Annotated in this window: 20 protein-coding genes, 17 tRNA genes and 2 rRNA genes; 8 read left to right on the forward strand and 31 right to left on the reverse strand. The window is 48.8% G+C overall.

Going from position 1 to position 25,988, the window contains the following annotated elements; translation table 11 throughout:
- Positions 1-119: 119 nt before the first annotated feature.
- On the forward strand, positions 120-791 hold the full coding sequence (locus tag MHB84_RS11555) for a phosphatase PAP2 family protein (RefSeq protein WP_083679154.1): 672 nt from the start codon (positions 120-122) through the stop codon (positions 789-791).
- A 143-nt stretch (positions 792-934) separates the two neighbouring features.
- On the opposite strand, the gene MHB84_RS11560 is transcribed toward MHB84_RS11555, so the two are convergent.
- On the reverse strand, positions 935-1,714 hold the full coding sequence (locus MHB84_RS11560; RefSeq protein WP_076292256.1) for an AraC family transcriptional regulator: 780 nt from the start codon (positions 1,712-1,714) through the stop codon (positions 935-937).
- A 112-nt stretch (positions 1,715-1,826) separates the two neighbouring features.
- On the opposite strand from MHB84_RS11560, the gene pyk reads away from it, so the two are divergent.
- A complete protein-coding gene (pyk, locus tag MHB84_RS11565; protein ID WP_076292255.1) occupies positions 1,827-3,242 on the forward strand; it encodes a pyruvate kinase in 1,416 nt (471 codons plus the stop codon).
- Positions 3,243-3,426: 184 nt separating this feature from the next.
- Here pyk and MHB84_RS11570 read toward each other — a convergent pair whose 3' ends face one another.
- Entirely contained in the window at positions 3,427-3,876 is a 450-nt protein-coding gene (locus MHB84_RS11570; protein ID WP_076292254.1) for an SRPBCC family protein, read from the reverse strand.
- 283 nt (positions 3,877-4,159) lie between these two features.
- On the opposite strand from MHB84_RS11570, the gene MHB84_RS11575 reads away from it, so the two are divergent.
- Genes MHB84_RS11575 through MHB84_RS11585 form a run of 3 tightly spaced genes read left to right on the forward strand, consistent with a single transcriptional unit; the run spans position 4,160 to position 6,273 of the window.
- Complete coding sequence (locus tag MHB84_RS11575; RefSeq protein WP_076292253.1) at positions 4,160-4,897, forward strand: WecB/TagA/CpsF family glycosyltransferase; 738 nt, start codon at positions 4,160-4,162, stop codon at positions 4,895-4,897.
- Between the two features lie 24 nt (positions 4,898-4,921).
- Positions 4,922-5,467, forward strand: coding sequence for a hypothetical protein (locus MHB84_RS11580; protein WP_076292252.1), 546 nt, complete (start codon positions 4,922-4,924; stop codon positions 5,465-5,467).
- Positions 5,464-6,273: a helix-turn-helix domain-containing protein gene (locus MHB84_RS11585; RefSeq protein ID WP_076292251.1), complete on the forward strand. Its 810-nt coding sequence runs from the start codon at positions 5,464-5,466 to the stop codon at positions 6,271-6,273. Before MHB84_RS11580 ends, MHB84_RS11585 begins: the two co-directional genes overlap by 4 nt.
- A 64-nt stretch (positions 6,274-6,337) precedes the next feature.
- Here MHB84_RS11585 and MHB84_RS11590 read toward each other — a convergent pair whose 3' ends face one another.
- The gene (locus tag MHB84_RS11590) at positions 6,338-6,871 is read right to left on the reverse strand and encodes an MOSC domain-containing protein (protein WP_083679156.1); all 534 of its coding nucleotides are present in this window, start codon (positions 6,869-6,871) and stop codon (positions 6,338-6,340) included.
- Between the two features lie 264 nt (positions 6,872-7,135).
- On the opposite strand from MHB84_RS11590, the gene MHB84_RS11595 reads away from it, so the two are divergent.
- Complete coding sequence (locus MHB84_RS11595) at positions 7,136-7,492, forward strand: DUF1304 domain-containing protein (protein WP_076292249.1); 357 nt, start codon at positions 7,136-7,138, stop codon at positions 7,490-7,492.
- A 119-nt stretch (positions 7,493-7,611) separates the two neighbouring features.
- The gene (locus tag MHB84_RS11600) at positions 7,612-8,412 is read left to right on the forward strand and encodes a DUF4261 domain-containing protein (RefSeq protein ID WP_179087241.1); all 801 of its coding nucleotides are present in this window, start codon (positions 7,612-7,614) and stop codon (positions 8,410-8,412) included.
- Positions 8,413-8,580: 168 nt separating this feature from the next.
- On the opposite strand, the gene MHB84_RS11605 is transcribed toward MHB84_RS11600, so the two are convergent.
- Positions 8,581-9,075 (reverse strand): GNAT family N-acetyltransferase, encoded by a 495-nt coding sequence (locus MHB84_RS11605; protein ID WP_076292248.1) that lies wholly within the window; start codon positions 9,073-9,075, stop codon positions 8,581-8,583.
- The gene (locus MHB84_RS11610) at positions 9,072-9,581 is read right to left on the reverse strand and encodes a hypothetical protein (protein ID WP_076292247.1); all 510 of its coding nucleotides are present in this window, start codon (positions 9,579-9,581) and stop codon (positions 9,072-9,074) included. Before MHB84_RS11610 ends, MHB84_RS11605 begins: the two co-directional genes overlap by 4 nt.
- A gap of 276 nt (positions 9,582-9,857) precedes the next feature.
- Here MHB84_RS11610 and MHB84_RS11615 point away from each other — a divergent pair, with 276 nt between their 5' ends.
- Positions 9,858-11,837, forward strand: a complete 1,980-nt coding sequence (locus tag MHB84_RS11615; RefSeq protein ID WP_076292246.1) for a methyl-accepting chemotaxis protein — start codon at positions 9,858-9,860, stop codon at positions 11,835-11,837.
- A gap of 81 nt (positions 11,838-11,918) precedes the next feature.
- Here MHB84_RS11615 and MHB84_RS11620 read toward each other — a convergent pair whose 3' ends face one another.
- The 26 genes from MHB84_RS11620 to MHB84_RS11745 form a co-directional block, all read right to left on the reverse strand.
- A complete protein-coding gene (locus tag MHB84_RS11620) occupies positions 11,919-12,932 on the reverse strand; it encodes a LacI family DNA-binding transcriptional regulator (RefSeq protein WP_076292245.1) in 1,014 nt (337 codons plus the stop codon).
- A gap of 103 nt (positions 12,933-13,035) precedes the next feature.
- Positions 13,036-13,845: a 5-deoxy-glucuronate isomerase gene (gene iolB / locus MHB84_RS11625; RefSeq protein ID WP_076292244.1), complete on the reverse strand. Its 810-nt coding sequence runs from the start codon at positions 13,843-13,845 to the stop codon at positions 13,036-13,038.
- Between the two features lie 83 nt (positions 13,846-13,928).
- Complete coding sequence (gene iolG, locus MHB84_RS11630) at positions 13,929-14,981, reverse strand: inositol 2-dehydrogenase (protein WP_076292243.1); 1,053 nt, start codon at positions 14,979-14,981, stop codon at positions 13,929-13,931.
- 69 nt (positions 14,982-15,050) lie between these two features.
- Positions 15,051-16,526, reverse strand: coding sequence for a CoA-acylating methylmalonate-semialdehyde dehydrogenase (locus MHB84_RS11635; RefSeq protein WP_318261689.1), 1,476 nt, complete (start codon positions 16,524-16,526; stop codon positions 15,051-15,053).
- A 70-nt stretch (positions 16,527-16,596) separates the two neighbouring features.
- Positions 16,597-17,607 (reverse strand): 5-dehydro-2-deoxygluconokinase, encoded by a 1,011-nt coding sequence (gene iolC, locus MHB84_RS11640; RefSeq protein WP_076292242.1) that lies wholly within the window; start codon positions 17,605-17,607, stop codon positions 16,597-16,599.
- 111 nt (positions 17,608-17,718) lie between these two features.
- The gene (gene iolE / locus MHB84_RS11645; protein ID WP_076292241.1) at positions 17,719-18,621 is read right to left on the reverse strand and encodes a myo-inosose-2 dehydratase; all 903 of its coding nucleotides are present in this window, start codon (positions 18,619-18,621) and stop codon (positions 17,719-17,721) included.
- 112 nt (positions 18,622-18,733) lie between these two features.
- Positions 18,734-20,599, reverse strand: coding sequence for a 3D-(3,5/4)-trihydroxycyclohexane-1,2-dione acylhydrolase (decyclizing) (gene iolD, locus MHB84_RS11650; RefSeq protein ID WP_076292240.1), 1,866 nt, complete (start codon positions 20,597-20,599; stop codon positions 18,734-18,736).
- A gap of 316 nt (positions 20,600-20,915) precedes the next feature.
- Positions 20,916-20,986 (reverse strand) — tRNA-Gly (locus tag MHB84_RS11655).
- Between the two features lie 9 nt (positions 20,987-20,995).
- Positions 20,996-21,069 (reverse strand) — tRNA-Pro (locus tag MHB84_RS11660).
- Positions 21,070-21,076: 7 nt separating this feature from the next.
- Positions 21,077-21,155: transfer RNA gene (locus MHB84_RS11665), tRNA-Leu, on the reverse strand.
- A gap of 15 nt (positions 21,156-21,170) precedes the next feature.
- Positions 21,171-21,247 (reverse strand) — tRNA-Arg (locus tag MHB84_RS11670).
- Between the two features lie 7 nt (positions 21,248-21,254).
- Positions 21,255-21,329: transfer RNA gene (locus tag MHB84_RS11675), tRNA-Gly, on the reverse strand.
- Between the two features lie 10 nt (positions 21,330-21,339).
- Positions 21,340-21,420 (reverse strand) — tRNA-Leu (locus MHB84_RS11680).
- 6 nt (positions 21,421-21,426) lie between these two features.
- Positions 21,427-21,502, reverse strand: a tRNA-Lys gene (locus MHB84_RS11685).
- A gap of 7 nt (positions 21,503-21,509) precedes the next feature.
- A tRNA-Tyr gene (locus MHB84_RS11690) sits at positions 21,510-21,595 on the reverse strand.
- Between the two features lie 9 nt (positions 21,596-21,604).
- Positions 21,605-21,680, reverse strand: a tRNA-Thr gene (locus MHB84_RS11695).
- 18 nt (positions 21,681-21,698) lie between these two features.
- Positions 21,699-21,774: transfer RNA gene (locus tag MHB84_RS11700), tRNA-Phe, on the reverse strand.
- Positions 21,775-21,872: 98 nt separating this feature from the next.
- A tRNA-Asp gene (locus tag MHB84_RS11705) sits at positions 21,873-21,950 on the reverse strand.
- A 27-nt stretch (positions 21,951-21,977) separates the two neighbouring features.
- Positions 21,978-22,051: transfer RNA gene (locus MHB84_RS11710), tRNA-Met, on the reverse strand.
- 19 nt (positions 22,052-22,070) lie between these two features.
- Positions 22,071-22,146, reverse strand: a tRNA-Val gene (locus MHB84_RS11715).
- A gap of 123 nt (positions 22,147-22,269) precedes the next feature.
- A tRNA-Glu gene (locus MHB84_RS11720) sits at positions 22,270-22,341 on the reverse strand.
- Between the two features lie 4 nt (positions 22,342-22,345).
- Positions 22,346-22,421, reverse strand: a tRNA-Asn gene (locus MHB84_RS11725).
- 1 nt (position 22,422) lies between these two features.
- Positions 22,423-22,498 (reverse strand) — tRNA-Ala (locus MHB84_RS11730).
- Between the two features lie 28 nt (positions 22,499-22,526).
- A tRNA-Ile gene (locus MHB84_RS11735) sits at positions 22,527-22,600 on the reverse strand.
- Positions 22,601-22,638: 38 nt separating this feature from the next.
- A 5S ribosomal RNA gene (rrf, locus tag MHB84_RS11740) occupies positions 22,639-22,755 on the reverse strand.
- 80 nt (positions 22,756-22,835) lie between these two features.
- Positions 22,836-25,761: ribosomal RNA gene (locus tag MHB84_RS11745) — 23S ribosomal RNA — on the reverse strand.
- Positions 25,762-25,988: the final 227 nt, after the last annotated feature.

The raw sequence follows: 25,988 nt of genomic DNA on the forward strand, positions 1-25,988 counted from the left end.
ATGTCTATTATATTAGTAAAAGAATAAATTAGTGCAGGGGTGCAACACTTCTGCAACGTCATATATGTGGAGAGTTAATATGAAAGCTGTGAAATGAAGAACGAAATCAGGGGGATACTATGAAAGCATTATTTCTGCGCTGGGGACATTTGCTGGCAATCTTATGTATACCGCTTCAAGGTTCCATTTATGTTTTATTGGGCAGTAACACCGGAAGTGATGTCTTCTACAATTATGCCTGGATTGATACACAGATTCCTTTTATCAAAGAATTTATTTATCCTTATGTCAGTTGGATGCCGATTCTGTATCTTGGATTTCTCTACTTGGGTCTGACGAACAAATCGTTATTCTGGCGTATGATAATTACCTATAATGTAGGAGTAATCGCAGCCAATATCGTTTTTGCGGTCTTCCCTACTTACGTGCCGCGGCCGGAAGCTATCGGAACTGGTCTAAGCAGTGCGCTTGTACAATTTATCTATACCAATGATGCTCCATTCAACTGTTTTCCAAGCATCCACTGTCTCACAAGTTATCTGCTCTTCATCATCATTAATCGCCACTTGAACTTCAAACCACTGGCGCGGATCTCATGGTCGATATGGCTGTGGCTGATTATTGCCTCGACGGTGTTTGTGAAGCAGCACTCGCTGCTGGATGTAGCTGGCGGCATTCTATTCGCGGAAGCAGCATATTGGGCTGTGCATGTAGTTGCGGTTCGAGTTGGTCCGGCAAGCAAAAAAGCAAAGCAGCCAATCACGGCTACAAATTCAAGCAGTAACGCTTAGTATATGATTTATATTGCAAAGGGCAGGAATAATTTGACTGTCATGAGACCAAAAAGAGGGCCTAGGCCCTCTTTTTTTGCGTAATTTATGTTGATGTTTAAATGTAAGAACTTTTCAGGACGCAACCATGAGGACCTTGTCCTTCATACAATAGGTGGGCGTTCATGGAGCAAATCAGATGGAGGACTTCCCATTAAACGCTTGAATATCCGGTAAAAATAAGACAGATCACGGTAACCGAGAAATTCTGCAATTTCTTGAATGGAGAGCTGTGACTCGGTAAGCAAATACACTGCCCTTTTCATCCGTTGATCATGAACATATTGGCTGATCGTCTGATTCGTCATGCTTTTAAATAACGCGGCTGCGTAATTAGGAGTTTTACCGATTTCATCCCCGAGCTCTTCTTTCGTAACTTTCTCCCGGTAATGCCGCTCAATGTATCGCTTCATCCGCTCCGCATGGACATGTCTCTCCGGTGGAATAACTCCGCGATCCAGTTCCCTATTTATATAAATAAGCACTTCCATCAATAAGGCTTGGCTCATCATGACATAATAAGACGGACGTTCCTGCCATTGTTGTTGGATGGCTTTCATGCGTTCATGAATCAGTTCATAACATCCGGGCTTATGTCGCAAGGCCTCTCTCCGTTCCAGCGCGGGCAAACCTTGTGCATGCTCCCCCTGTAATTGAACAACAATTTGCGTGTGAGTTACGGTAGGAATACTTTTGCCGTAATACGGAATGCCAGCGGGAATTAGCAACAGCTCACCTTTCTCCATGATCTGCTTCTCTCCGTTCACCCAATATACACATTTTCCATAAGTAACCAAGCTTAACCGCCAAGTTGCCTGTGACTGCACCGCTTCTTCGTACCAACCGACACCATTAATGTGTCGTACTTCTAATGGAGTGACCATAACACACCTCATTATTGGACTATATTCTAATCATTGTACTATAGTTCATACCCTGATTCGACAGAAAACGCTACAATACACATATAAGCAAACATATGAGGAGGAAAATAGCATGTTGAAAACAAAAATTATTTGTACTATGGGACCTGCTTGTGACTCAATCGAATTGTTAAAAGTAATGATTCAGGAAGGGATGACTGTTGCCCGTCTGAATATGGCTCACGGCGAGCTGGAAGATCACGTGGCACGGATTAACAATATCCGCAAAGCGGCTTCCGAATTGAATACGTATGTACCAATCATGATGGATATCAAAGGACCGGAAGTTCGTATTGGCAAACTGAAAGAAGCATCCTGCCATCTGCAAGCGGGTAAAGAGCTTATCCTGACTACCGAAGAAATTCTTGGTGACGCTGAGCGTATTTCGGTAAACTATCCTGAATTAAACCTCGTTGTAAAACCGGGAGATCGCATCCTCATTGATGATGGCTTGGTAGATCTGACTGTACTGTCCGTGGAAGGTTCTGATATTCACTGTAAAATCATCAGCGGTGGCATTCTGAAACCACGTAAAGGGGTTAACTTGCCAGGAATCAAAACGACTTTGCCAGGTGTAACGGAACGTGACGTTATGCACATCGGATTCGGGATCGAAAACGGTATCGAAATCATCGCTGCTTCCTTTGTTCGTAAAGGCGACGACATTCGTGAAATTCGCAGCATCCTGAAAGAACGCGGTGTAGATCATGTACAAATTATCTCCAAAATCGAAAACCAGGAAGGTATGACTAACCTGGACGATATCATTGAAGCATCTGACGGTATCATGGTAGCGCGTGGAGATCTCGGGGTTGAAGTACCAATCGAAGACGTACCTATGATGCAAAAAGAAATGATCGATAAATGTAACCGTGCAGGTAAACCGGTTATCGTAGCAACACACATGCTGGAATCCATGCAAGTGAATCCGCGTCCAACTCGTTCCGAAGTTAGTGACGTTGCTAACGCTGTTCTTCAAGGCGCAGACGTTGTAATGTTGTCTGGTGAATCGGCAGCAGGTAAATATCCGGTACAATCCGTGCGCACGATGGCTGCTGTTGCTCGCCGTGCTGAAACGATGATTGATTACAAAGAACAATTCAACCAAAAATCCGCTCAACAAGTAGCTGATATTACCGAAGTTATCAGTCAGGGTGCAGTTAGTTCTTCCCTCGTCCTGAATGCCAAAGCGATTATCACTTCTACCGAGAGTGGATTTACGGCGCGTATGATCTCCAAATACCGTCCGAAAGCACCGATCATCGCGGTTACACAGCATGAAGAAGTACTTGCTAAAATCTGCTTGCTCTCCGGTGTCATTCCGGTTATGGGCGACAAAGTAACGACAACCGATGAAATGTTCGAGTCCGCAACACGCAATGCAATCAAAACTGGTTATATCGAAAAAGGGGACATCATCGTATTGTCCGCTGGCGTACCAATTGGTCAATCCGGTAACACCAACTTGATCAAAGTTCAACAAGTATAACTCAACACATCGAATTGCATATATCTTTGAACATAAAAAATCCACCGACAGCAGAAATGCACCTCGGTGGATTTTTCTTATGCAATTATTTTATCATTCAACACTCGTTTATAAAGACGCCTTATCAGCGCTTTTTTCATGTTGTTATGATGTTATATTCATATATTCTCTTGATATCTGGCCTTTACCAGCCAAAATTCAGCGTTTCGCCCGTCTCTGCCCATGTCTTGATACTGCTCAATATCATCCACCAGCTACTCTGTGCGTTTGCAAAGGATGGATGGTTGTCCGTAAATTGGTCATTGATCAATATTAACTTCGTACATTCCCCTACCTTCTCCAGCTGGAACACTACTCTGGATTGAAGCTCAGCGTGATTGGCGTGGTAGGAAGGTCCGGGATGCTCAAGATAACTTAACAGGGATAAAGGTTCGAATTCCAGAATATCGCCGTACACATGAACCGTCTCTGCACCATCATTCCCAGGCCCCACATAGGCGAACGGCTGACCCGGTTGGAAATTGGAACGAAGTTCGCTGCCAAAAAAACTGCTCCGTGTACCGTCCGGCGAGATCAGGGCATTCCACACATCTTCCTGTCCGGCATTAATATAGAACTCATATTTCAATTCCATGAACTCACTCCCTTTATGTGTTGTATTGAAGGTACAACTGAAACTTGCTTGCAACACTATCCTATCGTTATACCCAAGCGGTGTATTGTAAAAACGCGACAACAGCGAAAATAAATGATTTTAGATGCCATAAAGCTTGAATGTTTCGGACTTTTCGTCCGGTGCTAAACTTCAACAAATATAGTGCTTTTCCAGGAGATCAGATATACTAAAATGGAATGAAATAACAGGAAATGTATACAAGCTGGGGACGGATAGTTAGCATCCAGAAAGGAACTAAAATATGAACCAAACAACAAATATTATGGGAATCCCATTTCCCAATATAACTATGGATCAGACGGTTACAATTCTTAGTGATGTAGTCGATCAGAGACGATCCGAACTGTTCCATGTCATCACAGGCAATCCGGAAATCGTCATGTCTTGCCAGAAGGATCAGGAGCTTCGTTCGGTCGTGGATCAGGCAGGCATTGTGACCGCTGACGGCGCGGGCATTGTTATGGTATCCCGCTTTCGGGGTGGACAATTGACCGAACGGGTAACTGGTTGTGACCTGCTTTTTCGTTTGTTGGAGGAAGGAAGCAGGAAGAATTGGTCCTTTTATATGCTCGGGGCAGAAGAAAGCGTCAGTAAGCGGGCTGTAGAAGTTATTGCGCATAACTATCCGGGAGTTGTTGTTCCTGGCAGACATCATGGATTTTTCACAACGGATGAGGAGCAAAGCATTGTAGAAGAAATTCAAGAGGCACAACCTGATTTTCTTATTGTGGCCCTAGGAGCACCCAATGCTGAACACTGGATCAACAAATATCGCCATCAACTCAATGCTCGTATAGCCATCGGAGTCGGGGGAAGCCTGGATATTCTGGCCGGCAAAACCAAACGAGCACCTGCAATATGGCAGAAGCTTAATTTGGAATGGCTATATCGACTGCTCAGCGAGCCTTCCAGATGGCGCAGACAACTTATTTTGCCACGTTTCGCTGTCCGGGCGTTGTTGTTCAGAGAGCACAGGTAAAATAAAGGGGGGACTGGTTACGGAATGGTCGGTGAACAATCCAAGATCAAACTAAGGCCAAACAAAATACATATTATCGGCTCAGTCGGCAGCGGTAAATCTACACTGGCCCGCCACTTATCCGCGAGGTTAGACCTTCCTTATTATGAGCTCGACAATATTGTGTGGCACCGTGTACCTCAAGGACAGGATATTCGCAATAATCCGGAGACGCGGGACACACTTCTGCAAAAAGCAGTGTATTCCAATCAGTGGATTATCGAAGGTGTGCACTATAAATGGGTAGCAAGCAGTTTCGAGCAGGCTGATCTTATCGTCTATTTGAATACCCCCGTGTGGAGAAGGAATGTGCGCATTCTCAAACGTTTCACAGTACAGAAGCTCGGGCTTGAACAAGGGAATTACCGACAGACTTTCACTATGCTCTGGAAGATGTATAAATGGAGCTATCAACATGACCGTAAGGAAAAAGCACTAATCATGGCGTGTTTGCAGCCTCACCAACATAAATTGTGCATGGTTCGTAACGAGGCAGAATTGACGAGGTACCTGGAGGAATCGACAAAATGAAACATGCAGATCAAGCTATCAGACCCAGTATGGGTCTTCTGAATCTGGATGAGGGCGACAAAAGATATTGCCTGACACGGTATGCCCCTTCCGAAGCATTGAGTTCTTTGGTCAAGCATTTCTGGATCGTCTCCTGGGATCTTACCGGGCATGATCCATATCCGCAGCATGTGGTCCCGAACCCCTGTGTCAATCTGGTGGTAGAGCGGGGAAACACCTTTTTCTTCGGTCCATCTGGACAGAAATTTTCTTATCTCGTGCGTGGAAAAGGAAGCGTGTTTGGGGTGAAGTTTAAGCCTGGCGGCTTCTATCCATTCATTCGTACTCCCGTTTCTACATTGTATGGGACCCCCTTGGATGTCTCTGGTGTGCTTGGTGTCGATGCTCCACAGCTCGAAGAACGTCTGCTCGGAGATGGATGTGATGCGGACAAAGTCAGTTATATGGATCAGCTTCTCTGTAAACATCTCCCTCCTCCTGATGATCAAGCCATTCTGGTCAGCCAGATTGTGCTGTATATTGAGCAGAATCGGGATATGTTGAGAGTCGATGATTTGTCTGCCTCCTGGAATATGCACAAAAGAAAGCTCCAGCGCCTGTTCAATCAGTATGTGGGCATCAGCCCCAAAATGGTGATCAAGCTCTACCGCCTGCAAAATGCTGCTGAGCTGATGGAGCAGGGTGTAGATTGCGATCTGGTTAAGCTTTCCCAAGACCTTGGATATCACGATCAGTCGCATTTTATCAAAGACTTCAAGTCCATTATCGGCAGCACACCTGAAGAATACGTCCATTCCAGAGGATAAATTGAGATTAACTACAGGCGAAGCAAGCGGATTCGGCTGTAATGCAAAAACCTGTCCTGAAGCCTCAGGACAGGCGAATAACTTCGATGTTATCTCCTGTACGGATGACGCCTTCACGCTCAACTGAGCAGACGATTCCGCGTTTTTTGCGGGCGGCTGGCACGAACTTTTTGCGCAAGCCATCCTGTTCGTAGAATTGCTCAATGATTTTCCCTGGGTGTACACAAGGCAGATTCTCCCCTTCACAGATCAGCCCCGTTCCATCTGGGAACAGAAGTCGAGTCCCGACAGGAAGCTCCGTCAACTTTTCAACACCACGGACCAATAGGTTGGCGCCGAGCCACTCTGGGCGTACTTCCGGAATATTCATCTTCTGTGCTATGAGAGCACATTCCTCTTCTGAGACAATACTGATTTGCCTGCGATTTGCAATCGGCGTTCCCCGTTTGTATATTTTCTGGCGGGAGTCCGCCGGGCGCAACAGACCGTAATGCCGATCACTCGGAATTCCAGCAAGTTCAATATCGATAAAAGGTACGACTCGTGTAACAAACGTTGATGGATCATCCGCCAGCAGGACGAATTGAACGGTTCCCACACCCACGCAAATCCCCCTTTTCCATGAGTAAGTTCACTTCTTTATTGTTCATTATTACCCAATGAATGGATTTTCGACAATCAGCTTATGTTTATCTTTGTACTTAATCCGCGGGCGTCATTATAAAAGAGAATCATGAACTCATTAATAACTCACACAATTAATTTGTGTAAAATTAAATTTTTACTTTCAGTTCGGATGGCAAACACTTATACTGATTAGGACAAGTAAATAAATGACATATAAGAAAGCAAGGTGTTTCTTTTGATTAGTATCATTTTCGTGGCTATTGTAGCCATTGAGCACTTCTACATCATGGTGATGGAGATGTTCCTGTGGACCCGTCCACGCACGATGAAGACGTTCGGTCTTACCCCTGAACTAGCGGATTCCACCAAGTCCCTGGCAGCCAATCAAGGTCTGTACAATGGATTTTTGGCCGCAGGTTTGATCTGGGGACTCGTTTATCCGGATACATCCGTCGGACAGCACATTCAGATCTTCTTCCTGGCATGTGTCATTATCGCCGCCCTCTACGGAGGTGTAACCGCTACTCGGTCCATCATTATCAAACAAGGGCTGCCTGCGATCATTGCATTACTTCTCGTTCTTTTCCTCTGATCACCTGATGGCCATTACCATACCGGATTCATTAAAAGCTCCAATGTGGTAAGATATGGTTATAAAGGCATCGGATTATGCCTGATCACTGTGATTGGTCTGGAAAGGAGAACGTTTTTATGGGACTGTTTGACAAGCTTCGACGCCGCAAAAAGGAACACCCGACCGCAGGTGGAGCCGTACATACTGCTCCATATAGCGAAACCATCGTTGGATTTGTTTTGCTAGAGCACGAAGATTGTAATTTTGATCACTTCATTAGCACGATGAAAAACGAGTGGAATATTGAGATTGAGGAACGTCCGGAGGAAGGCAATCTTTTTTTCGAAGTGGATGGAATGCAAGTGGTGTGTGCTCACATTAATGCCCCTGTCCCTGATCGCGAAGTAGAGGAGAATGCCAAATTAAATGTGCTGTGGCGGGACGCGGTACAAGTCACTTCAAGACATCAATCTCAGATTATTGTCTCTGTACTGAATGCAACTGACGCCATTCAGGCACATATTCTGTTCACCCAAACAGCGAGCGCCTTGCTCCAGCTTGACCATGCGTTGGCTATATATATGGCGCCACTTGTGGTGGAAGCAGGTCAGTACGTGGACATCAGTCGTGGAATCAAGGATGGTGAGCTGCCCGTCTCCCTCTGGATTTTCATCGGACTATTCCAAAGCTCTGAAGGCACATCAGCCTATACTTATGGGTTACGCAACTTCGGGAAAGAGGAGATGGAAATCACTCAGTCCACAAAACCGTTAAGTGAAGTATTTGAAATGATGTATATGACTGCGACTTATGTTGTTGAAAACGATGTAACCCTGCATGACGGCGAGACGCTCGGCTTCTCTGCAGAACAAAAGCTGCCCATCAACCGCTCGGAGGGAATAGCCACAGAGGGTAGCAGTTTGAAGATTGGTTATTAGGCATCGTTAAGAGCCGTCCAGATTCCTCTTTTCTGTTTGTGAGCACAAAGGAAATACGGTGCGATTAATATGAAGTCATATCTTAAGGCGCTTCCCAGAATATAAGGGAAGCGCCTTTTTGTATTTTCAAATCCTCATATGATTGCTTCCAGCATGCTTGCAGTAAGGTCATGGGTTCATCCCACACACCATCGTTACAGATGTGCCACACATGCCCTGTTCGACGAATCCGAAACGCCGATAAAGCCGAATTGCATCGTTATCCGGGTCAACACTGAGCGAAACGGCGTCAATAGCCCGCTTCCCAGCCTCATCTAACGCCGCCTGAATGAGACGGCTGCCTATTCCTTTGCCACGCGCCGTCTCAATCACAGCCATGCCCATCTCGGGTGTAGACGCATTTACGTAACCATATCCCGCATTCTGGTCATTAAAAAACCGCAACGTCACCGACCCCATACGCTTTCCCTGAGAATCCAGGGCGATAAATCCGAAATCCCCCTCTCTCCCCCAGCCTTCAACGTACTTGGACATGCCGGGGCTATGGATGATCTCAGGTTCAAAAGGCTCTTCCCCCTCCCGCTCGAAGATGGATGCAAACAACATCTCCCACAGAAAAGGGATATCCTGCTCCTCAATCGGACGCATTTGATACTCTGTCATTCCTTCCCCTCCTTCAAATTGGTAAAGAGTCGTTCCATTTCATTTAGATTAAAATCATTGGTTATTTCATAATTTTCATGTTGATCTCTCGTTTTGTATCCACTATAGATAGAGACGGCATGTTCATTATAAAACGTAATTCCAAAGCCTTCTGTAAATCGATCTTCTTTCTTCGTCAAAAGCTGCCAGTCATAGTAATATGGGGTCCCCTTGGATCGCTCGGAGATATCTATTTGCTTTACTCTTCTTAATTCGATATCCTTCGCAAGCTTTAACATCTTTCTAATCTCTTGGGGATCTTTAATAGTCACTTCTTCTTGATCATATGGATCGGTGGTCGGTATTTTTTTGATAATCAGAATGTCCAGTGTATCCAGCATACTCATATGATCCGTGACTTCAGCTCGAAAGGTGGTATGTTGTCTCGAAATGTACATTGGTATCGTAATAGCTGCAATCACGATTACAGCGACTACGCCAACAATGGTTTTGGTTCTTTTTTTCATTGAGATCTCCTTTCGCTGTTGGGTAAATCAGGAAATTAAAGATTCCATTATAAGTATACCATCTCATCCAAATATTGTTCTAGATCATTAAAATAACCCACTAAATACAAGTACTTTATAAAGAAAAACCTCTTCATAATCCTTCAATTTTAAATATTATAAATTGCTAACTAACTTGATAAATATCTATATTATCTTTTTGAAAAAAATGTCGATATACTACATAAGCTTTCGGCTTTGCCTATACTAGCAGGGACATCAGAGGGGGAGAATTGGATGAAACTTAAACCGAAATTAATGATGATGTTTCTGGCCGCTGTACTGATTACGGCGATTCCACTGGCAACACTAGGCTTATACCAAACAGAGAAACAAGCCACTCGTAATGTTGATTCCAAATTAACTGGATTAATGTCCTCGGCGGCCAACGAACTGAATGGCTGGATCAGCAGCAATGCCAAAGTTGTGGAAACACTGGGGTTTGTAATTCAGGAAGGAATTCCGGCTGGACAACTGAACGAAGATTATTTTGACATCATGAAGCTGGGCAGTAACAAAGAGAGTCTTTCGGATCTTTACTATGGTTCAGAACAAGATGGTCATTTCATGAATGGTTCGGACTGGACACCTGATGCCGGGTATGATCCACGTCAGCGTCCTTGGTACCAGGAAGCGAAGCAGGCTGATCAACTGGTATTCTCTGATCCCTATCTGGATATGATGTCGAAGCAATACGCGGTGTCCATGGCGATGCCGGTCCTGAATAAAGAGGGACAGCTACAAGGCGTAGTAGCAGGGGATTTGCTGCTCTCTACCCTTACGGATACGGTGGAAAAAATCAATTTGGACGGGCTAGGTTATACATTTTTAATCGATAAAAAAGGAATGCTTCTTGCTCACCCTGACGAGAAACAGGTGAATACGTCGGCCTCTGAAAATGCTGAATTAAAACCACTACTGGCCGATATGCAGGCAAACCCGTCAGGAGAGAAGAATTTTAAATACAATGGTGAGAATTATCTACTGTTCTACAATCAGATCCCCAGCACGGGCTGGGTGGTCGGTTCAGTTATTTCCGAGAAATTAGCCTATTCAGAATACTATGAATTACGAAATAACTACATTCTGATTATCGCTGTTACGCTAATCGTTGTTATGGCGGCAGCATACTGGATTGCAACACTATTCATCAAACCACTGAAAAGCTTGGGGGCGACCTCCAGACTGATGTCGAGTGGTGACTTTACCGGTCAGGTGCAGATCAAAGGAAAAGATGAGTTCGCAGAGTTAGGTACGTCATTCAATCAGATGTCCGCTCAACTCAGTCTGCTGCTGAAACAGGTCGCCTCTTCCGCTAACCGGGTGCAAAGCATCTCGGGTGAAATGGAAGAACATACGGACAATACCAAACGTATTGCCGAACAGATCTCCATCGCCACAGATGAACTCGCGCAAGGGTCAAGCAAACAGGCGGAATCGGTCTACGACGGTTCCAGTCGACTGTCCGAGATGAGTAATAGTGTTGGCGGCATTAACCGCAGTGTTGAACAATCAGTAACCATGATGCGTGAAGCAGGGGAAGCGATGCTTGCCGGATTGCAAGCCGTGGATCAACAGGTGGAACTTGCGGACGGCAATCGGATTTCCATTGATCGGGTGGGTGAGTCGATCACGCTTTTGGCGGATAAGTCGCAGAAAATTGAGGATATTGTCGGCATGATTCGGGGCATCGCCTCCCAGACTAATCTGCTCGCCCTGAATGCTTCCATTGAAGCGGCCAGAGCGGGTGAACACGGACGAGGCTTCGCTGTCGTTGCCGAAGAAGTGCGGAAACTGGCCGAACAGTCTTCGGACTCGGCACAGGATATCATTATCCTGCTGGATGAGATTCAAGCGGCAAGTCGTCAAAGCGTGAGTGAAGTAACTTCGGCTGAACAAGGTATTGAGCAGCAGGTAGCTGCTGTGCATGAGATGCGCGAGTCGTTTACCCGAATCAAACAATCCATTGACGGCATCGACAGCCAGCTTCAGTTGGTATCCTCTGCTACGACCGAGTTGGATGATAGCTCTGGTAAGATTGCCGAAGTGATCTCCAGTGTTGCAGCCATGTCGGAACAGAGCGCGGCTTCTACAGAAGAGGTTGCTTCCTCCACACAGGAACAGTTCAATTACATTACAAGCATTTCGGAACGTTCCAATGAACTGGCGCAGCATGCCAACACGCTGTACGAGGAAGTGAAGAAGTTCAAGATTTAACGCAACAAGCCGCGTTCACCCTTAGGTGCACGCGGCTTTTTTTATGTGGACGACGTATATGTTTCAGGACAGGGCGTAGTCTTAAGAGTGATCTGATACCTTTCCTGTTGAGTCTCTAATGACCAATTCAGGCTCCAGTACAATTTTTTGCGGTGAATTTTCTTCATTTTTTAGCTCATCAATTAATAAATCAACGGCACGACGCCCCAGATCCTCAATAGGTTGGGCAACCGTCGTCAGAGGCGGACTGGTTACCGAAGCCAGAATCGTATTATCGAATCCGATGATTGATACATCTTCAGGTACACGCAGATTTAGTTCTTTGGCAGCTTGAAGCGCGCCTATTGCCTGCATGTCGTTACAACAGAAGATGCCTGTGGCTCGATTCTTTTCTGTGAGCAGCACGAGCGCCTCTTTTTTGGCTGAACCCAGATCGGCAGATGACTCTCTCACCTGATCAGCTTCAAGAGAAAGACCCGCCTTCTCCAATGCTTCACGAAATCCGCGTACACGTTCCTGACTGCTGCTGACTTTGAACGATTCGGACAGGACCGCTACATGAGTATGACCCAATTCAAGCAGATGCTGTGCTGCCAAGGCGCCCCCAAGCCTGTCATCGATGGCAACGGTATGTACCGACAACGACGGCATATGACGGGCAATTAGAGCAACAGGTATCGACTGTTGCAGGAGCGGAGATAGAATCTCGGCATTATCGATACCTGTCCCGATCATCATGCCGTCGACCCTTTTTTGCTGAAGCAGATTCAAATACCGCTCTACCCGCTCGTCCTTATTGTCTGTGCTGCAAATCACGACGCTATAACCCAACTGCCGACTGCGATCTTCTACCGCTCTGGCCAGCTCGGCAAAATACGGATTAGAGATATCGGGCACGAGCAGCCCGAGCGTGTATGTTTGCTTACCCGTAAGTGCAGCAGCAATAGCGCTCGGCTGGTAGTGAAGCCGCTCCATGATCTCCATAATCTCGGCGCGCCGCTTCTCGCTAATTTTACCTTTGCCGTTAATGACCTGTGAGACGGTTGCAATGGATACCCCCGCCTCGCGTGCTATATCATATATGGTTGCTTTCATTGTTATTTCCCCATTTGTGCTATATATAAATTCCTTATATATAGGTAATCGTTATCTTCTCATTATGCAGGGGGAAGTCCGCATACGCAACTTGAAGCCGATACTACTTTTTATTCATCAGCCAATCATGGTCCGGGTCGTTATGAAACTTCCAGATCCGGGTTGGTCCTGCCATCACATTCAGATAGTAGACCTCGTATCCCGGAGGAGCACCCACCGGATGGTATCCACATGGAACAAGCACAACTTCGCCGTTGTTCACTGCAAGCGTCTCATCTACAGCTCGATCATCTGTGTATATCCGTTGGATGGCAAACCCCTGCTCAGGCTGCACTCGGAAATAGTATGTCTCCTCCAGCAATGACTCGTCAGGCAGGGCGTCCCGGTCATGTTTATGCGGCGGATAGCTCGACCAATGTCCATCAGGCGTGAACACTTCAACGACGAGCAGACTGTCTGCTTCTTTTTGTTCCGGCAAAATGTTGTGAATCTGTCGTTCCAGGTTGCCGTAACCACGCGTCTCAACACCTACATCTTCCGGGGCAATCAGACGAGCTGGATACGTGCCTTTACCTGGTGCCGCACATATGGCAATCTCCAATGCGGTAAGAGCGGTGAATTCCACTCGATCTGAACTGGATACGTAAATCGAATACGGAGGAATTTTCTCAAAAACACTCATTCTTTTTCCGATTTTCTCCCACGTATATTCACGAGTACTTACATTAGCCAAGCCGCTAAGAAGCACAAGGCAGAGTTCCTGATCCCCACTCTCACGAGTTAGGGTCTGTCCCTCCGCAAGCTGCACCACCTGAAACCCAACGTATTGCCATCCCGCAGACTCTGGTGTGACCGTCAACAACGTTCCGTCTGCTTTCGGGTTCAACACAGGTTTTACTATACGTTCTGACATGCTTTCTTCCACTCCTTCCGGTATTTCATCCTTAATCCTGATGGCTGTCTATTAGATGAAATGAACTTGTTATGACAATGGTCTTACGGGGTAACCGTCTGGGATTCCACCGATATCCCCGGGACTTCACCCAGCTTCACAGGTCTGCCTTGTTCCATGGACATGCGTGCGGCGAGTGCGATGCGTTCTGCCTGAACGGCATCATTCCCGTTTACGATGACAGGTGTATCGTTCCGAATCGCGTCGATGAAAAGAGCTGTCTCCTGCACGTACGCTTCGTTGTATCTCTCCAGGAAAAAGTGCAGCGGCTTGTCGCGCATCAATCCATTTGCTGTACTAATTTCTGCCGTATTCGGATGATCGTTCGCAGCTGTTGCGCTGCCCAATGAGCCAAATACCTCGACTCGCTGATCGTATCCATATACCGCTTGGCGGCTGTTATCTATGACGCCGATTGCTCCATTTTCAAAACTCAACGTCACAATGGCCGTATCCACATCGCCGTGTTCCGCAAAAACAGGATGAATTAGCACATTGCCCTGGGCATAGACTTCCTCCACCTCACTCCCGGACAAATACCGGGCCATGTCGAAATCATGGATCATCATATCCATGAAGATTCCGCCAGACACCCGAATGTACTCTGCTGGCGGCGGACTCGGGTCACGAGAAGTGATTTTGATAATATGCGGATCACCAATCGTTCCCTCCTGCACATGTGCACGTACCCGTTTGAAGTTATGATCGAAGCGACGATTGAATCCGATTTGCAGCTTTACCCCAGCCTTCTGCACGGCTGCAACAGCTGCCTGAGTCTGATGAAGATCCATACTGACCGGCTTCTCGCAAAAAATGTGTTTGCCCGCCTGGGCTGCCTGTTCAATCAGTGGTACATGCGTATCTGTTGAGGAACAGATCAGCACTGCATCCACATTTGGCATGGCGATCAGCTGGCTGCTATCTGTCGTTACCACCGGGATGCCACGGCTGGAAGCCCACTCCTCCAGCTCGGGTCCTGCAAACAAATCACTGATGCCAACAATCTCGGCATGCGGGTTGCGCAGGAGATTGTCCGCATGAATTTTACCGATACGACCAGCGCCGATAATGCCAATTCTCACTTTATCCTTGCCCATTCCGTTATCCTCCCTGTATGTGTCCATGTGGACTCAACGTTCTTCCATTGGCTGGTATGCCCTGAGTGACTACCAGCGTGCAGTAACCATCTTTTTGCGAGTATAAAATTCAACGCCGTCTGTACCGTTGGCATGCAGATCACCGTAGAAGGATTTCTTCCAGCCGGAAAAAGGGAAGAATGCCATTGGCGCAGGTACGCCCAGGTTAATGCCCAGCATGCCTGCATCAATCGTTTCACGGAATTGGCGCATGCTTGCTCCACTGCGGGTGAACAGGCAAGCTCCATTGGCAAAGTCGGAACGGTTGGCCAATTCCACTGCTTCCTCCAGCGTAGCTACCCTCGCTACCGAGAGCACCGGTGCAAAAATCTCGTCCTTCCAGATCTTCATAGTGCTCTGCACCTCATCAAATACCGTCGGACCAACGAAATAACCGGACTTGCCTGTCGCTTCATCTTTACGACCATCCCGGATCAGAGCAGCGCCTTCCTGTTCTCCGGATTCAATGTAGCTAAGTGTACGTTCCTTATGCGGGCCACGAATGACAGGACCCAGGAATACCCCATCATCCATGCCGTTACCAATCGTGATACGATCTGCTGCTTCCACCAGCTTTTGCACCAGCGTGTCTGCAACATCGCCGACGGCGACAACAACCGAGCAGGCCATACAGCGTTCTCCGGCTGAGCCGAAGGCTGCACTGGTGATTTCTTTCACTGTCAGGTCGAGATCGGCGTCCGGCATAACGATTGAGTGATTTTTGGCACCAGCAAGCGCCTGTACCCGTTTGCCATGTGCGGATGCGGTAGTGTAAACATATTCAGCCACAGGCTGTGATCCGACAAAAGAGATGGCTTGAACATCCTTGTGTTCAAGCAGTCCATTCACGACGTCATGTGCACCGTGAACGATATTGAGCACGCCGTCCGGAAGCCCTGCTTCCTTGAACAGCTCAGCCAGACGGCCTGCCAGCAGCGGTGTGCGCTCGGACGGTTTCAGGACAAAGGTGTTGCCGCACGCAATCGCCAGCGGGAACATCCAGCACGGTACCATCATCGGGAAGTTGAAGGGGGTTATTCCCCCAATTACACCGATCGGATACCGATACATGCCTGACTCCAGCCCAGTGGCGATGTCGGGCAGCTGTTTGCCCATCATCAGGTTCGGGGCGCCTGCTGCGAATTCGACGCATTCGATGCCACGCTGCACTTCGCCGTAGGCTTCCGCGTAGCTTTTACCGTTCTCCAGCGTAACCAGCCGGGCAAGTTCTTCCCAGTGCTCCACCAGCAGCTGCTGGTAGCGGAACAGAATCCGTGCACGGCGGGGAACCGGTGTGCCACTCCAGGACGGGAACGCCTCCCGTGCCGTCTGGACGGCCAAATCCACATCCGCCTGCTCAGACAGCGGTACGTGTGCAATGACCTCTTCCGTAGCCGGATTTACGACCGGCTCCGTACGGGTTGCCGCCGGGGCCACCCAGGCACCCCCGATCCAGTTTTGAACCATTGTCGCTGTTACTGACGCTTCCGAAATCCCTTTTCCCATAGCCCTGTCTCCCTTCGCTTATATGTGCTTGCGTCAATTACGCCATCCACTCCAAGTACTTCAACATGCTTCAAGACACCGTAATTTCGCCCCGATTGCAGCGTTCGATATAGTCATTCACTTGTTCCACCGTTGGCATCGCATCCGAGCAGCTGTGGCTGGAGATAACGATACATGCTGCCGCACTGCCAAACGCCATGCTGCGTTCAATCGTCCATCCCTGCATCAACCCATACAGGAATCCCGCCGCGTAGGAATCACCTGCTCCAAACGTCTTCACCACACGCGCAGGGTAGCTGTCCACTTGATGAGATAGCCCTTCACCTGTATAGGCAATGGAGCCTTCCTTGCCATGTTTGATGACGACAATTTTAGCTGAGAAATCAAACCATTTTTGCGCGGTCACCTGATCGCTATGGTCTGGATTATGGTCAAACGTCTCCATCATGTCGAACTCTTCACGTGTGCCCAGGATGATATCGCATTTCTCGGCAGCGAGGTTATAATAGACCGCCGTCTCTTCGGCTGATGTCCATGTGTAAGGACGATAGTCCAGATCAAACACAATGATTGTGCCATGCTTTTTCGCATACGCCAGCGCCTGGAATACCGCTTCACGAGATGGACTCTGGGCGAGGGCTGTGCCTGAAATGAGCAAAACTTTGGAGTCGGCAATCAGCTGTTCCTGCACCTCTCTCGACTGCAATAGCAGATCAGCCACGTGGTCACGGTACATTAGAATGCTGCAATCGGTTGGACTTTTGATCTCGGTAAAAGCAAGTCCTGTCACCGCTCCGGTATCGTCCGTTACCACATTTGACGTATCGATCCCGTTCCGCTCCAGATAATTGTTGATGAACCTGCCCATCTGGTCATTCGCGATTTTGCCGATAAATGCCGTTTCCATACCGAGCCTGGACATGCCAATCGTGATATTAGCCGGAGATCCGCCCACATACTTCGTAAAGGTCATCGTCTCTTCCATCGGGCGATTGATCTCATTGGCATTCAAGTCGATGCACAGACGGCCAATCGCGGTGAAATCCATCTTCCTGGAATCAGGAAAGGATACGTAAGTCATTGTATTTGAACCCCTTTCTGTGATGGGATTTTGAATGATACATTTATCAAACTCACACTTATAATCTGGTTTACCTCATGGTACGGCTCTCTCCTGATGGCCATGACTTTATCAGCTGTGCTGGTATAAGGACTCCATATATTGCAACGATCGCCGCGCATACTCATACGGATTATGAATCGCAGGGTCCTGTTCCCCTTCAAGCATCGCCCAGCCATCATACCCCCGTGTGACCAACTCCTGCAGAATCGGTGCAAAATCAATACATCCATCTCCGGGAACCGTAAATACCCCTTTACGAATACAGCCCACAAAATCAGACTGTTCCGCCCGTGCTTCCTCCAGCACTTGAGGACGAATATCCTTTAGATGAATATAGGCAATCCTGTCATAATGCTTGCGTAGGAGAGCTAACGGGTCAGCTCCGCCGTAGTAAGCATGACCTGTGTCATAGAGCAAATAAACAAGAGATGGGTCTGTCAGTTCCATCAATTTATCAATCTCATCCGGTTGCTCAACAACGGTACCTCCATGGTGATGGTACGTCAGCTTCAACCCGTGCTCACGGGCGATGGCACCTGCTTCGTTCAGCCCCTCAGCAAGGATGTGCCATTCCGATTCACGGAGTCTCAGTACTTCTTTTTCATGCGGTGTCCGCCTTGGATCAAAATGCAGGGAGCCACCTACTTCCGCCGTGCTAATCACCGTGCTGCCCATCGATTGCAGAAACTCCGCGTGTCTGCGATAGCTGTCCAGCTCAGACTGACGATACGCCAGGTCGGAGAACAATACCGATTTCCACTGGGAGACGAGGCGGATATTGCGCTTGCCCAGCTCCTCCCGCAATGTGTCTGGATCCGTGGGATATTTGCGTCCCATTTCCGTACCTGTCAGGCCAAGTCGCTGAATGTCATCCAGAATCTGTTCACATGTTGTTGCATCACCATGCTCCTTTACATCCTCTCCGACCCAGTTGATCGGATGAATCCCGAGCTGAAATGGCAGCTTGTTCATGGCTCCACGTCTCCTTTTGTGGTTCAACATTTTTGCATCATTCGATTTAACGCGCGCATTCCTATATATCATGCTGATTGAAAGTTACTCTTTGGATTGATGATATGCTCAATTAAATGAGTCTAGCTCTGGCACGGTTTGCCTGCATCGCGTGGTGAGCCGTTACCACCTTTTCCTCGTTGGATACTTCTGGTACGCCCACATTCCACCAGGACTCATATCCGCCTGCATTGGTTCCGGGCACGACTGGAATTTCGATCAGTGTAGTCACGGTCTCATTCCGGGCATCTCTGATCGCCTGCTCCAATTGTTCCGTCGTCTCTGCCTTATAGGCTTTGGCTCCAAGGCTGCGGGCATGGGCTGCAAAATCCATAGGCATGTAATCCCCGGTCAGTCGTCCGCTCTCCGATTCCCGATAGCGGAACTCGTTGCCGAAACCGTCACTTCCATGCTCCCGTTGCAAATTATGAATACACTGAAATCCGTTGTTGTTGAATAGTAAAATGGTCATCTTCTTCTGTTCCTGCAAGCTCGTCACCAGTTCAGAATGCAGCATTAGGTAACTACCGTCACCCACCATGGCATACACTTCACGATCCGGTTCGGCAAGAGCTGCCCCGAATGCCCCGCTCACCTCATAGCCCATACAGGAGAAGCCGTACTCCATGTGGTATGTTTTCGGTGCAGACGCGCGCCACAGACGGTGCAAGTCTCCAGGCAAACTTCCCGCCGCACACACAATGACGGAAGAAGGATCAATGGTCCGATTAATAACACCGACCGCACTCGTCTGCGCGAGTCCTGCCTCATGTAGCAGTCCGTAGAGTCGATCTACCTCGGCGTTCCACTCATCCCGAAGGTCGGCGATTTCAGATGTTCCGTAACCACTGTGATACTGCCGTCCCTGTAAAGCCGTTTGCAGAGCTTGCAGGCCTTCCCTTGCATCAGCTAGAATCGCTTCCCCACCCAATTTGGCGGCATCCATGCCGTTCAGGTTAATATTGATGAAAGCCGCTTCGGGATGCTGAAAAGCAGACCGAGACGCCGTCGTAAAATCCGAGAAACGGGTGCCGACGCCGATTACCACATCCGCTTCTCTGGCAAGCCTGTTGGCAGCCAGCGAGCCGGTAACACCGATGGCTCCCACATTAAGTGGGTGGTCCCATGCCAAGGCACTCTTGCCAGCCTGCGTCTCGGCAACCGGAATGCCAAATGCCTCGGCGAATTCAGCCAGCTGTGTGGATGCCTCGGCATACAACACGCCGCCGCCTGCTACGATCAGCGGCTTCCTGCCACGGGCAATCTGCTGCGCTGCCCGTTCAATTGCCGCCTGGACCGGGGGACGACGGTCCAGGTAATGCACCTTGCGGGCAAAGAACGATTCAGGGTAATCGTACGCCTCTGCCTGCACATCCTGCGGCAGTGCCAGCGTTACCGCGCCCGTTTCCGCTGGGTCCATCAGCACGCGCATCGCCTGTGTGGCAGCAATCATCAACTGTTCGGGACGCACGATGCGATCCCAGTATTTGCTGACCGCTTTGAACGGATCAGTGGCTGAAATCGTATAATCGCCGCTTACCTCCAGTTGTTGCAGCACGGGATCTGGTTCACGCGTGGCAAAGTTATCACCCGGAAGCAGTAAAACGGGAATACGATTGACTGTTGCCGTTGCCGCTGCGGTAATCATGTTCAGTGCTCCTGGTCCGATGGATGTTGTGCAGGCATAAATCTGTCTACGGTTCTTCTGCTTGGCATAGGCTGCTGCCGTATGTACCATGCCTTGTTCATTTTTACCCTGCATATACGTCAAACTTCCAGAACTATGTTCCAGTGCCTCTCCAATACCAGTTACGTTGCCGTGACCGAAAATGCCGATAACGCCTTTCACAAACTTGGTTTCCACCCCATCAACGGAAATATATTGCTGATCCAGATATCGGAGCAGTGCCTGAGCCATCGTCAGCCTAATGGTTGTCATGGAATGATCATCTCCCTTCCCTTTACGGGTTAAGCGCTTAATCTACGTTAAGTTTAAGCGCCTTACCCCTATAGGTTAAGCGCTTAATTGATATAGTATTACAGGCTGAAGGATTAGGCAAGATATTTTTGTAAGCGTTTTACAAAATGGCAAATAAACATAGCTTTATCACTGTGGGTGTTGTGTATTCTCCCACTGTTCATAAGCTATGATCCGATAAGTTACTAACATTGAACTATGTGTTCGAAATCTAATGGAAACGTAAAAAATGCAAAAAAGAGATGGCAGAAACCATCTCTTTTTTGCATTTCTATAAAGCGGGTGATGGGAATCGAACCCACGCTATTAGCTTGGAAGGCTAAAGTTCTACCATTGAACTACACCCGCATGTAAAAATCGGGATGACACGATTTGAACATGCGACCCCCTGGTCCCAAACCAGGTGCTCTACCAAGCTGAGCTACATCCCGTTATCTATACCGGCGAGAGGACTCGAACCTCCACGGTTTCCCACTCGATTTTGAGTCGAGCGCGTCTGCCATTCCGCCACGCCGGCATATGAAGTTATAAATGGCGCGCCCTGAGAGATTCGAACTCCCGGCCTTTTGATTCGTAGTCAAACGCTCTATCCAGCTGAGCTAAGGGCGCAAAATATTGGAGCGGAAGACGGGAATCGAACCCGCGACCCTCGCCTTGGCAAGGCGATGCTCTACCGCTGAGCCACTTCCGCATATAAGGGATGCGCGTGGAGGGACTTGAACCCCCACGTCAAAGACGCTAGATCCTAAGTCTAGTGCGTCTGCCAATTCCGCCACACGCGCATATAATGGTGAGTCATGAAGGGCTCGAACCTTCGACACCCTGATTAAAAGTCAGGTGCTCTACCAACTGAGCTAATGACTCGAAAAACTGGTGGAGGATGATGGATTCGAACCACCGAACCCGTACGGGAGCAGATTTACAGTCTGATGCGTTTGGCCGCTTCGCTAATCCTCCAGGATTACATGGTGCCGGCGAGAGGACTTGAACCCCCAACCTACTGATTACAAGTCAGTTGCTCTACCAGTTGAGCTACACCGGCATATTAAGTTGTGATAAATGGTGGCTCGGGACGGAATCGAACCGCCGACACGAGGATTTTCAGTCCTCTGCTCTACCGACTGAGCTACCGAGCCTTAATGAAGTTTAACCTTGGAACGTTACACTTTATCTAGGGCGTTCGGTGCCATATAGCAGATTAAGTGTGAACAAATTCCTCATATAAAGATTAAAATGGCGGAACCGACGGGATTCGAACCCGCGATCTCCTGCGTGACAGGCAGGCATGTTAGGCCAACTACACCACGGTTCCAGATCACTTTCTTGAGAGAAAGTATAATTGCGGGGGCAGGATTTGAACCTGCGGCCTTCGGGTTATGAGCCCGACGAGCTACCGGGCTGCTCCACCCCGCGTCGTTATTTAAAAGTTATATGGTGGAGGCTGAGGGGATCGAACCCCCGACCCTCTGCTTGTAAGGCAGATGCTCTCCCAGCTGAGCTAAGCCTCCATATATATGACCCGTAGGGGATACTCTCATTTCGTTCGAGACTGCGAAGCCATTACTAACGAAGCTTATCCTGCGACGAACCTTTGGGATTTTCATCCTCTTTCAAGCTAATAAACATAGCAATGACCCGTAGGGGATTCGAACCCCTGTTACCTCCGTGAAAGGGAGGTGTCTTAACCCCTTGACCAACGGGCCTTAATGGCTCCCCGAACAGGACTCGAACCTGTGACAACTCGATTAACAGTCGAGTGCTCTACCAACTGAGCTATCAGGGAATGGTGGAGCCAAGCGGGATCGAACCGCTGACCTCCTGCTTGCAAGGCAGGCGCTCTCCCAGCTGAGCTATGGCCCCATACACTTTAGTCTATCTGGTATTACTATGGGCCCTGGTGGACTCGAACCACCGGCCTCACCCTTATCAGAGGTGCGCTCTAACCAACTGAGCTAAGGGCCCGTATGAAAAATCGAAAAAAAATACCCCAATGGGGTTTCGCTTGGCGGCGTCCTACTCTCCCAGGACCCTGCGGTCCAAGTACCATCGGCGCTAGAGGGCTTAACGGTCGTGTTCGGGATGGGTACGTGTGGAACCCCTCCGCCATCGCCACCAAACGCATAGCTTAGCTTACATTTCAGAGATCATTCTCTGAAAACTAGATCCGAAACGAAATGTGCGATTTACAACTTGCATATTGGATAAGCCCTCGACCGATTAGTACTGGTCAGCTCCATGCATTGCTGCACTTCCACCCCCAGCCTATCTACCTCGTCGTCTTCAAGGGGTCTTACATACTGGGAAATCTCATCTTGAGGGGGGCTTCACGCTTAGATGCTTTCAGCGCTTATCCCTTCCGTACATAGCTACCCAGCGGTGCTCCTGGCGGAACAACTGGTACACCAGCGGTACGTCCATCCCGGTCCTCTCGTACTAAGGACAGCTCCTCTCAAATTTCCTACGCCCACGACAGATAGGGACCGAACTGTCTCACGACGTTCTGAACCCAGCTCGCGTACCGCTTTAATGGGCGAACAGCCCAACCCTTGGGACCTACTTCAGCCCCAGGATGCGATGAGCCGACATCGAGGTGCCAAACCTCCCCGTCGATGTGGACTCTTGGGGGAGATAAGCCTGTTATCCCCAGGGTAGCTTTTATCCGTTGAGCGATGGCCCTTCCATGCGGTACCACCGGATCACTAAGCCCGACTTTCGTCCCTGCTCGACTTGTAGGTCTCGCAGTCAAGCTCCCTTATGCCTTTGCACTCTTCGAATGATTTCCAACCATTCTGAGGGAACCTTTGGGCGCCTCCGTTACTCTTTAGGAGGCGACCGCCCCAGTCAAACTGCCCACCTGACACTGTCCCCGCACCGGATTACGGTACCAGGTTAGAACCTAGATACGATCAGGGTGGTATCCCAACGGTGCCTCCACAGAAGCTTGCGCTCCTGCTTCAAAGGCTCCCACCTATCCTGTACAGATCGTACCCAAATTCAATATCAAGCTGCAGTAAAGCTCCATGGGGTCTTTCCGTCTTGTCGCGGGTAACCTGCATCTTCACAGGTATTAAAATTTCACCGGATCTCTCGTTGAGACAGCGCCCAAGTCGTTACGCCATTCGTGCGGGTCAGAATTTACCTGACAAGGAATTTCGCTACCTTAGGACCGTTATAGTTACGGCCGCCGTTTACTGGGGCTTCGGTTCACAGCTTCGGATTGCTCCTAACCGCTCCCCTTAACCTTCCAGCACCGGGCAGGCGTCAGCCCGTATACTTCGCCTTACGGCTTCGCACAGACCTGTGTTTTTGCTAAACAGTCGCTTGGGCCTTTTCACTGCGGCCCCCTCGTGCTATTCACACTACCGGGGCACCCCTTCTCCCGAAGTTACGGGGTCATTTTGCCGAGTTCCTTAACGAGAGTTCTTCCGCGCGCCTTAGAATTCTCTTCTCGCCTACCTGTGTCGGTTTGCGGTACGGGCACCATCACCTGGCTAGAGGCTTTTCTTGGCAGTGTGAGATCATGACCTTCGCTACTATAATTTTCGCTCCCCATCACAGCCCAGCCTTACGATGTGCGGATTTGCCTACACATCAGCCTCACTGCTTAGACGGACATCCATCAGTCCGCGTCACTACCCTGCTGCGTCCCCCCATTGCTCATAACGGCTTACGGTGGTACAGGAATTTCGACCTGTTGTCCTTCGACTACGCCTTTCGGCCTCGCCTTAGGTCCCGACTTACCCTGAGCGGACGAGCCTTCCTCAGGAACCCTTAGGCTTTCGGCGGATCAGATTCTCACTGATCTTTTCGTTACTCATACCGGCATTCTCACTTGTATAATGTCCAGCGCTCCTTACGGTACACCTTCAACCCTTATACAACGCTCCCCTACCCCTGATGCAAAGCATCAAGCCATAGCTTCGGTGGTGTGTTTAGCCCCGTTACATTTTCGGCGCAGAGTCACTCGACCAGTGAGCTATTACGCACTCTTTCAATGGTGGCTGCTTCTAAGCCAACATCCTGGTTGTCTGTGCAACTCCACATCCTTTCCCACTTAACACACACTTGGGGACCTTAGCTGATGGTCTGGGCTGTTTCCCTTTTGACAATGGATCTTAGCACTCACTGTCTGACTCCCGGAAGTAAGTCTATGGCATTCGGAGTTTGACTGAGCTTGGTAACCCTTGCGGGCCCCGCACCCAATCAGTGCTCTACCTCCACGACTCTGTTTTCCGAGGCTAGCCCTAAAGCTATTTCGGGGAGAACCAGCTATCTCCGAGTTCGATTGGAATTTCTCCGCTACCCCCACCTCATCCCCGCACTTTTCAACGTGCGTGGGTTCGGGCCTCCAGTGCGTGTTACCGCACCTTCACCCTGGACAGGGGTAGATCACCCGGTTTCGGGTCTACGTCCACGTACTATGTCGCCCTATTCAGACTCGCTTTCGCTGCGGCTCCGGCTCTTCACCTTAACCTTGCACGGGAACGTAACTCGCCGGTTCATTCTACAAAAGGCACGCCATCACCCCTAAAACGGGCTCTGACTTTTTGTAAGCACACGGTTTCAGGTTCTATTTCACTCCCCTTCCGGGGTGCTTTTCACCTTTCCCTCACGGTACTGCTTCACTATCGGTCGCTAGGAAGTATTTAGCCTTGGCAGATGGTCCTGCCGGATTCATACGGGGTTTCACGTGCCCCGCACTACTCGGGATACATCTCGGAGAGAACAGACTTTCAAGTACAGGGCTTTTACCTTCTTTGGCGGGCCTTTCCAGACCTCTTCGTTTAACCGGTTCCTTTGTAACTCCATGTGAGATGTCCCACAACCCCAAAGAGCAAGCTCTCTGGTTTGGGCTTCTCCGCGTTCGCTCGCCGCTACTGACGGAATCACTATTGTTTTCTCTTCCTCAAGGTACTTAGATGTTTCAGTTCCCCTGGTATGCCTCTACATAACCTATGTATTCAGTTATGAGTAACTGGAAATTACCCCAGCTGGGTTTCCCCATTCGGACACCCCCGGATCAAAGCTTGCTTACAGCTCCCCGAGGCAGTTTCGTTGTTCGCCACGTCCTTCATCGGCTCCTAGCGCCTAGGCATCCTCCGTGTGCTCTTAGTAGCTTAACCAATTGCTCAGATGAGCAAATGCAATCTACCGTTTTTATTGAAACTTGTTTACACAAGTTCAGCTTAAAAAGGAATGTTCTAATTCGCAATTTTCGTTTCGATATCTAGTTTTCAAAGAACAAGCTCCATGCAAAAGCAAGCTGTTTGAGAGTTTGAGCTCTCAAAACTGAGCAACGAGTGAGTAGTTTTGCAGCTAAGCTGCATATTTGAATGTTTCCACGCGGGAA

The sequence above is a fragment of the Paenibacillus sp. FSL F4-0087 genome (assembly GCF_038020215.1).
GTDB classification, from domain to species: domain Bacteria; phylum Bacillota; class Bacilli; order Paenibacillales; family Paenibacillaceae; genus Paenibacillus; species Paenibacillus taichungensis.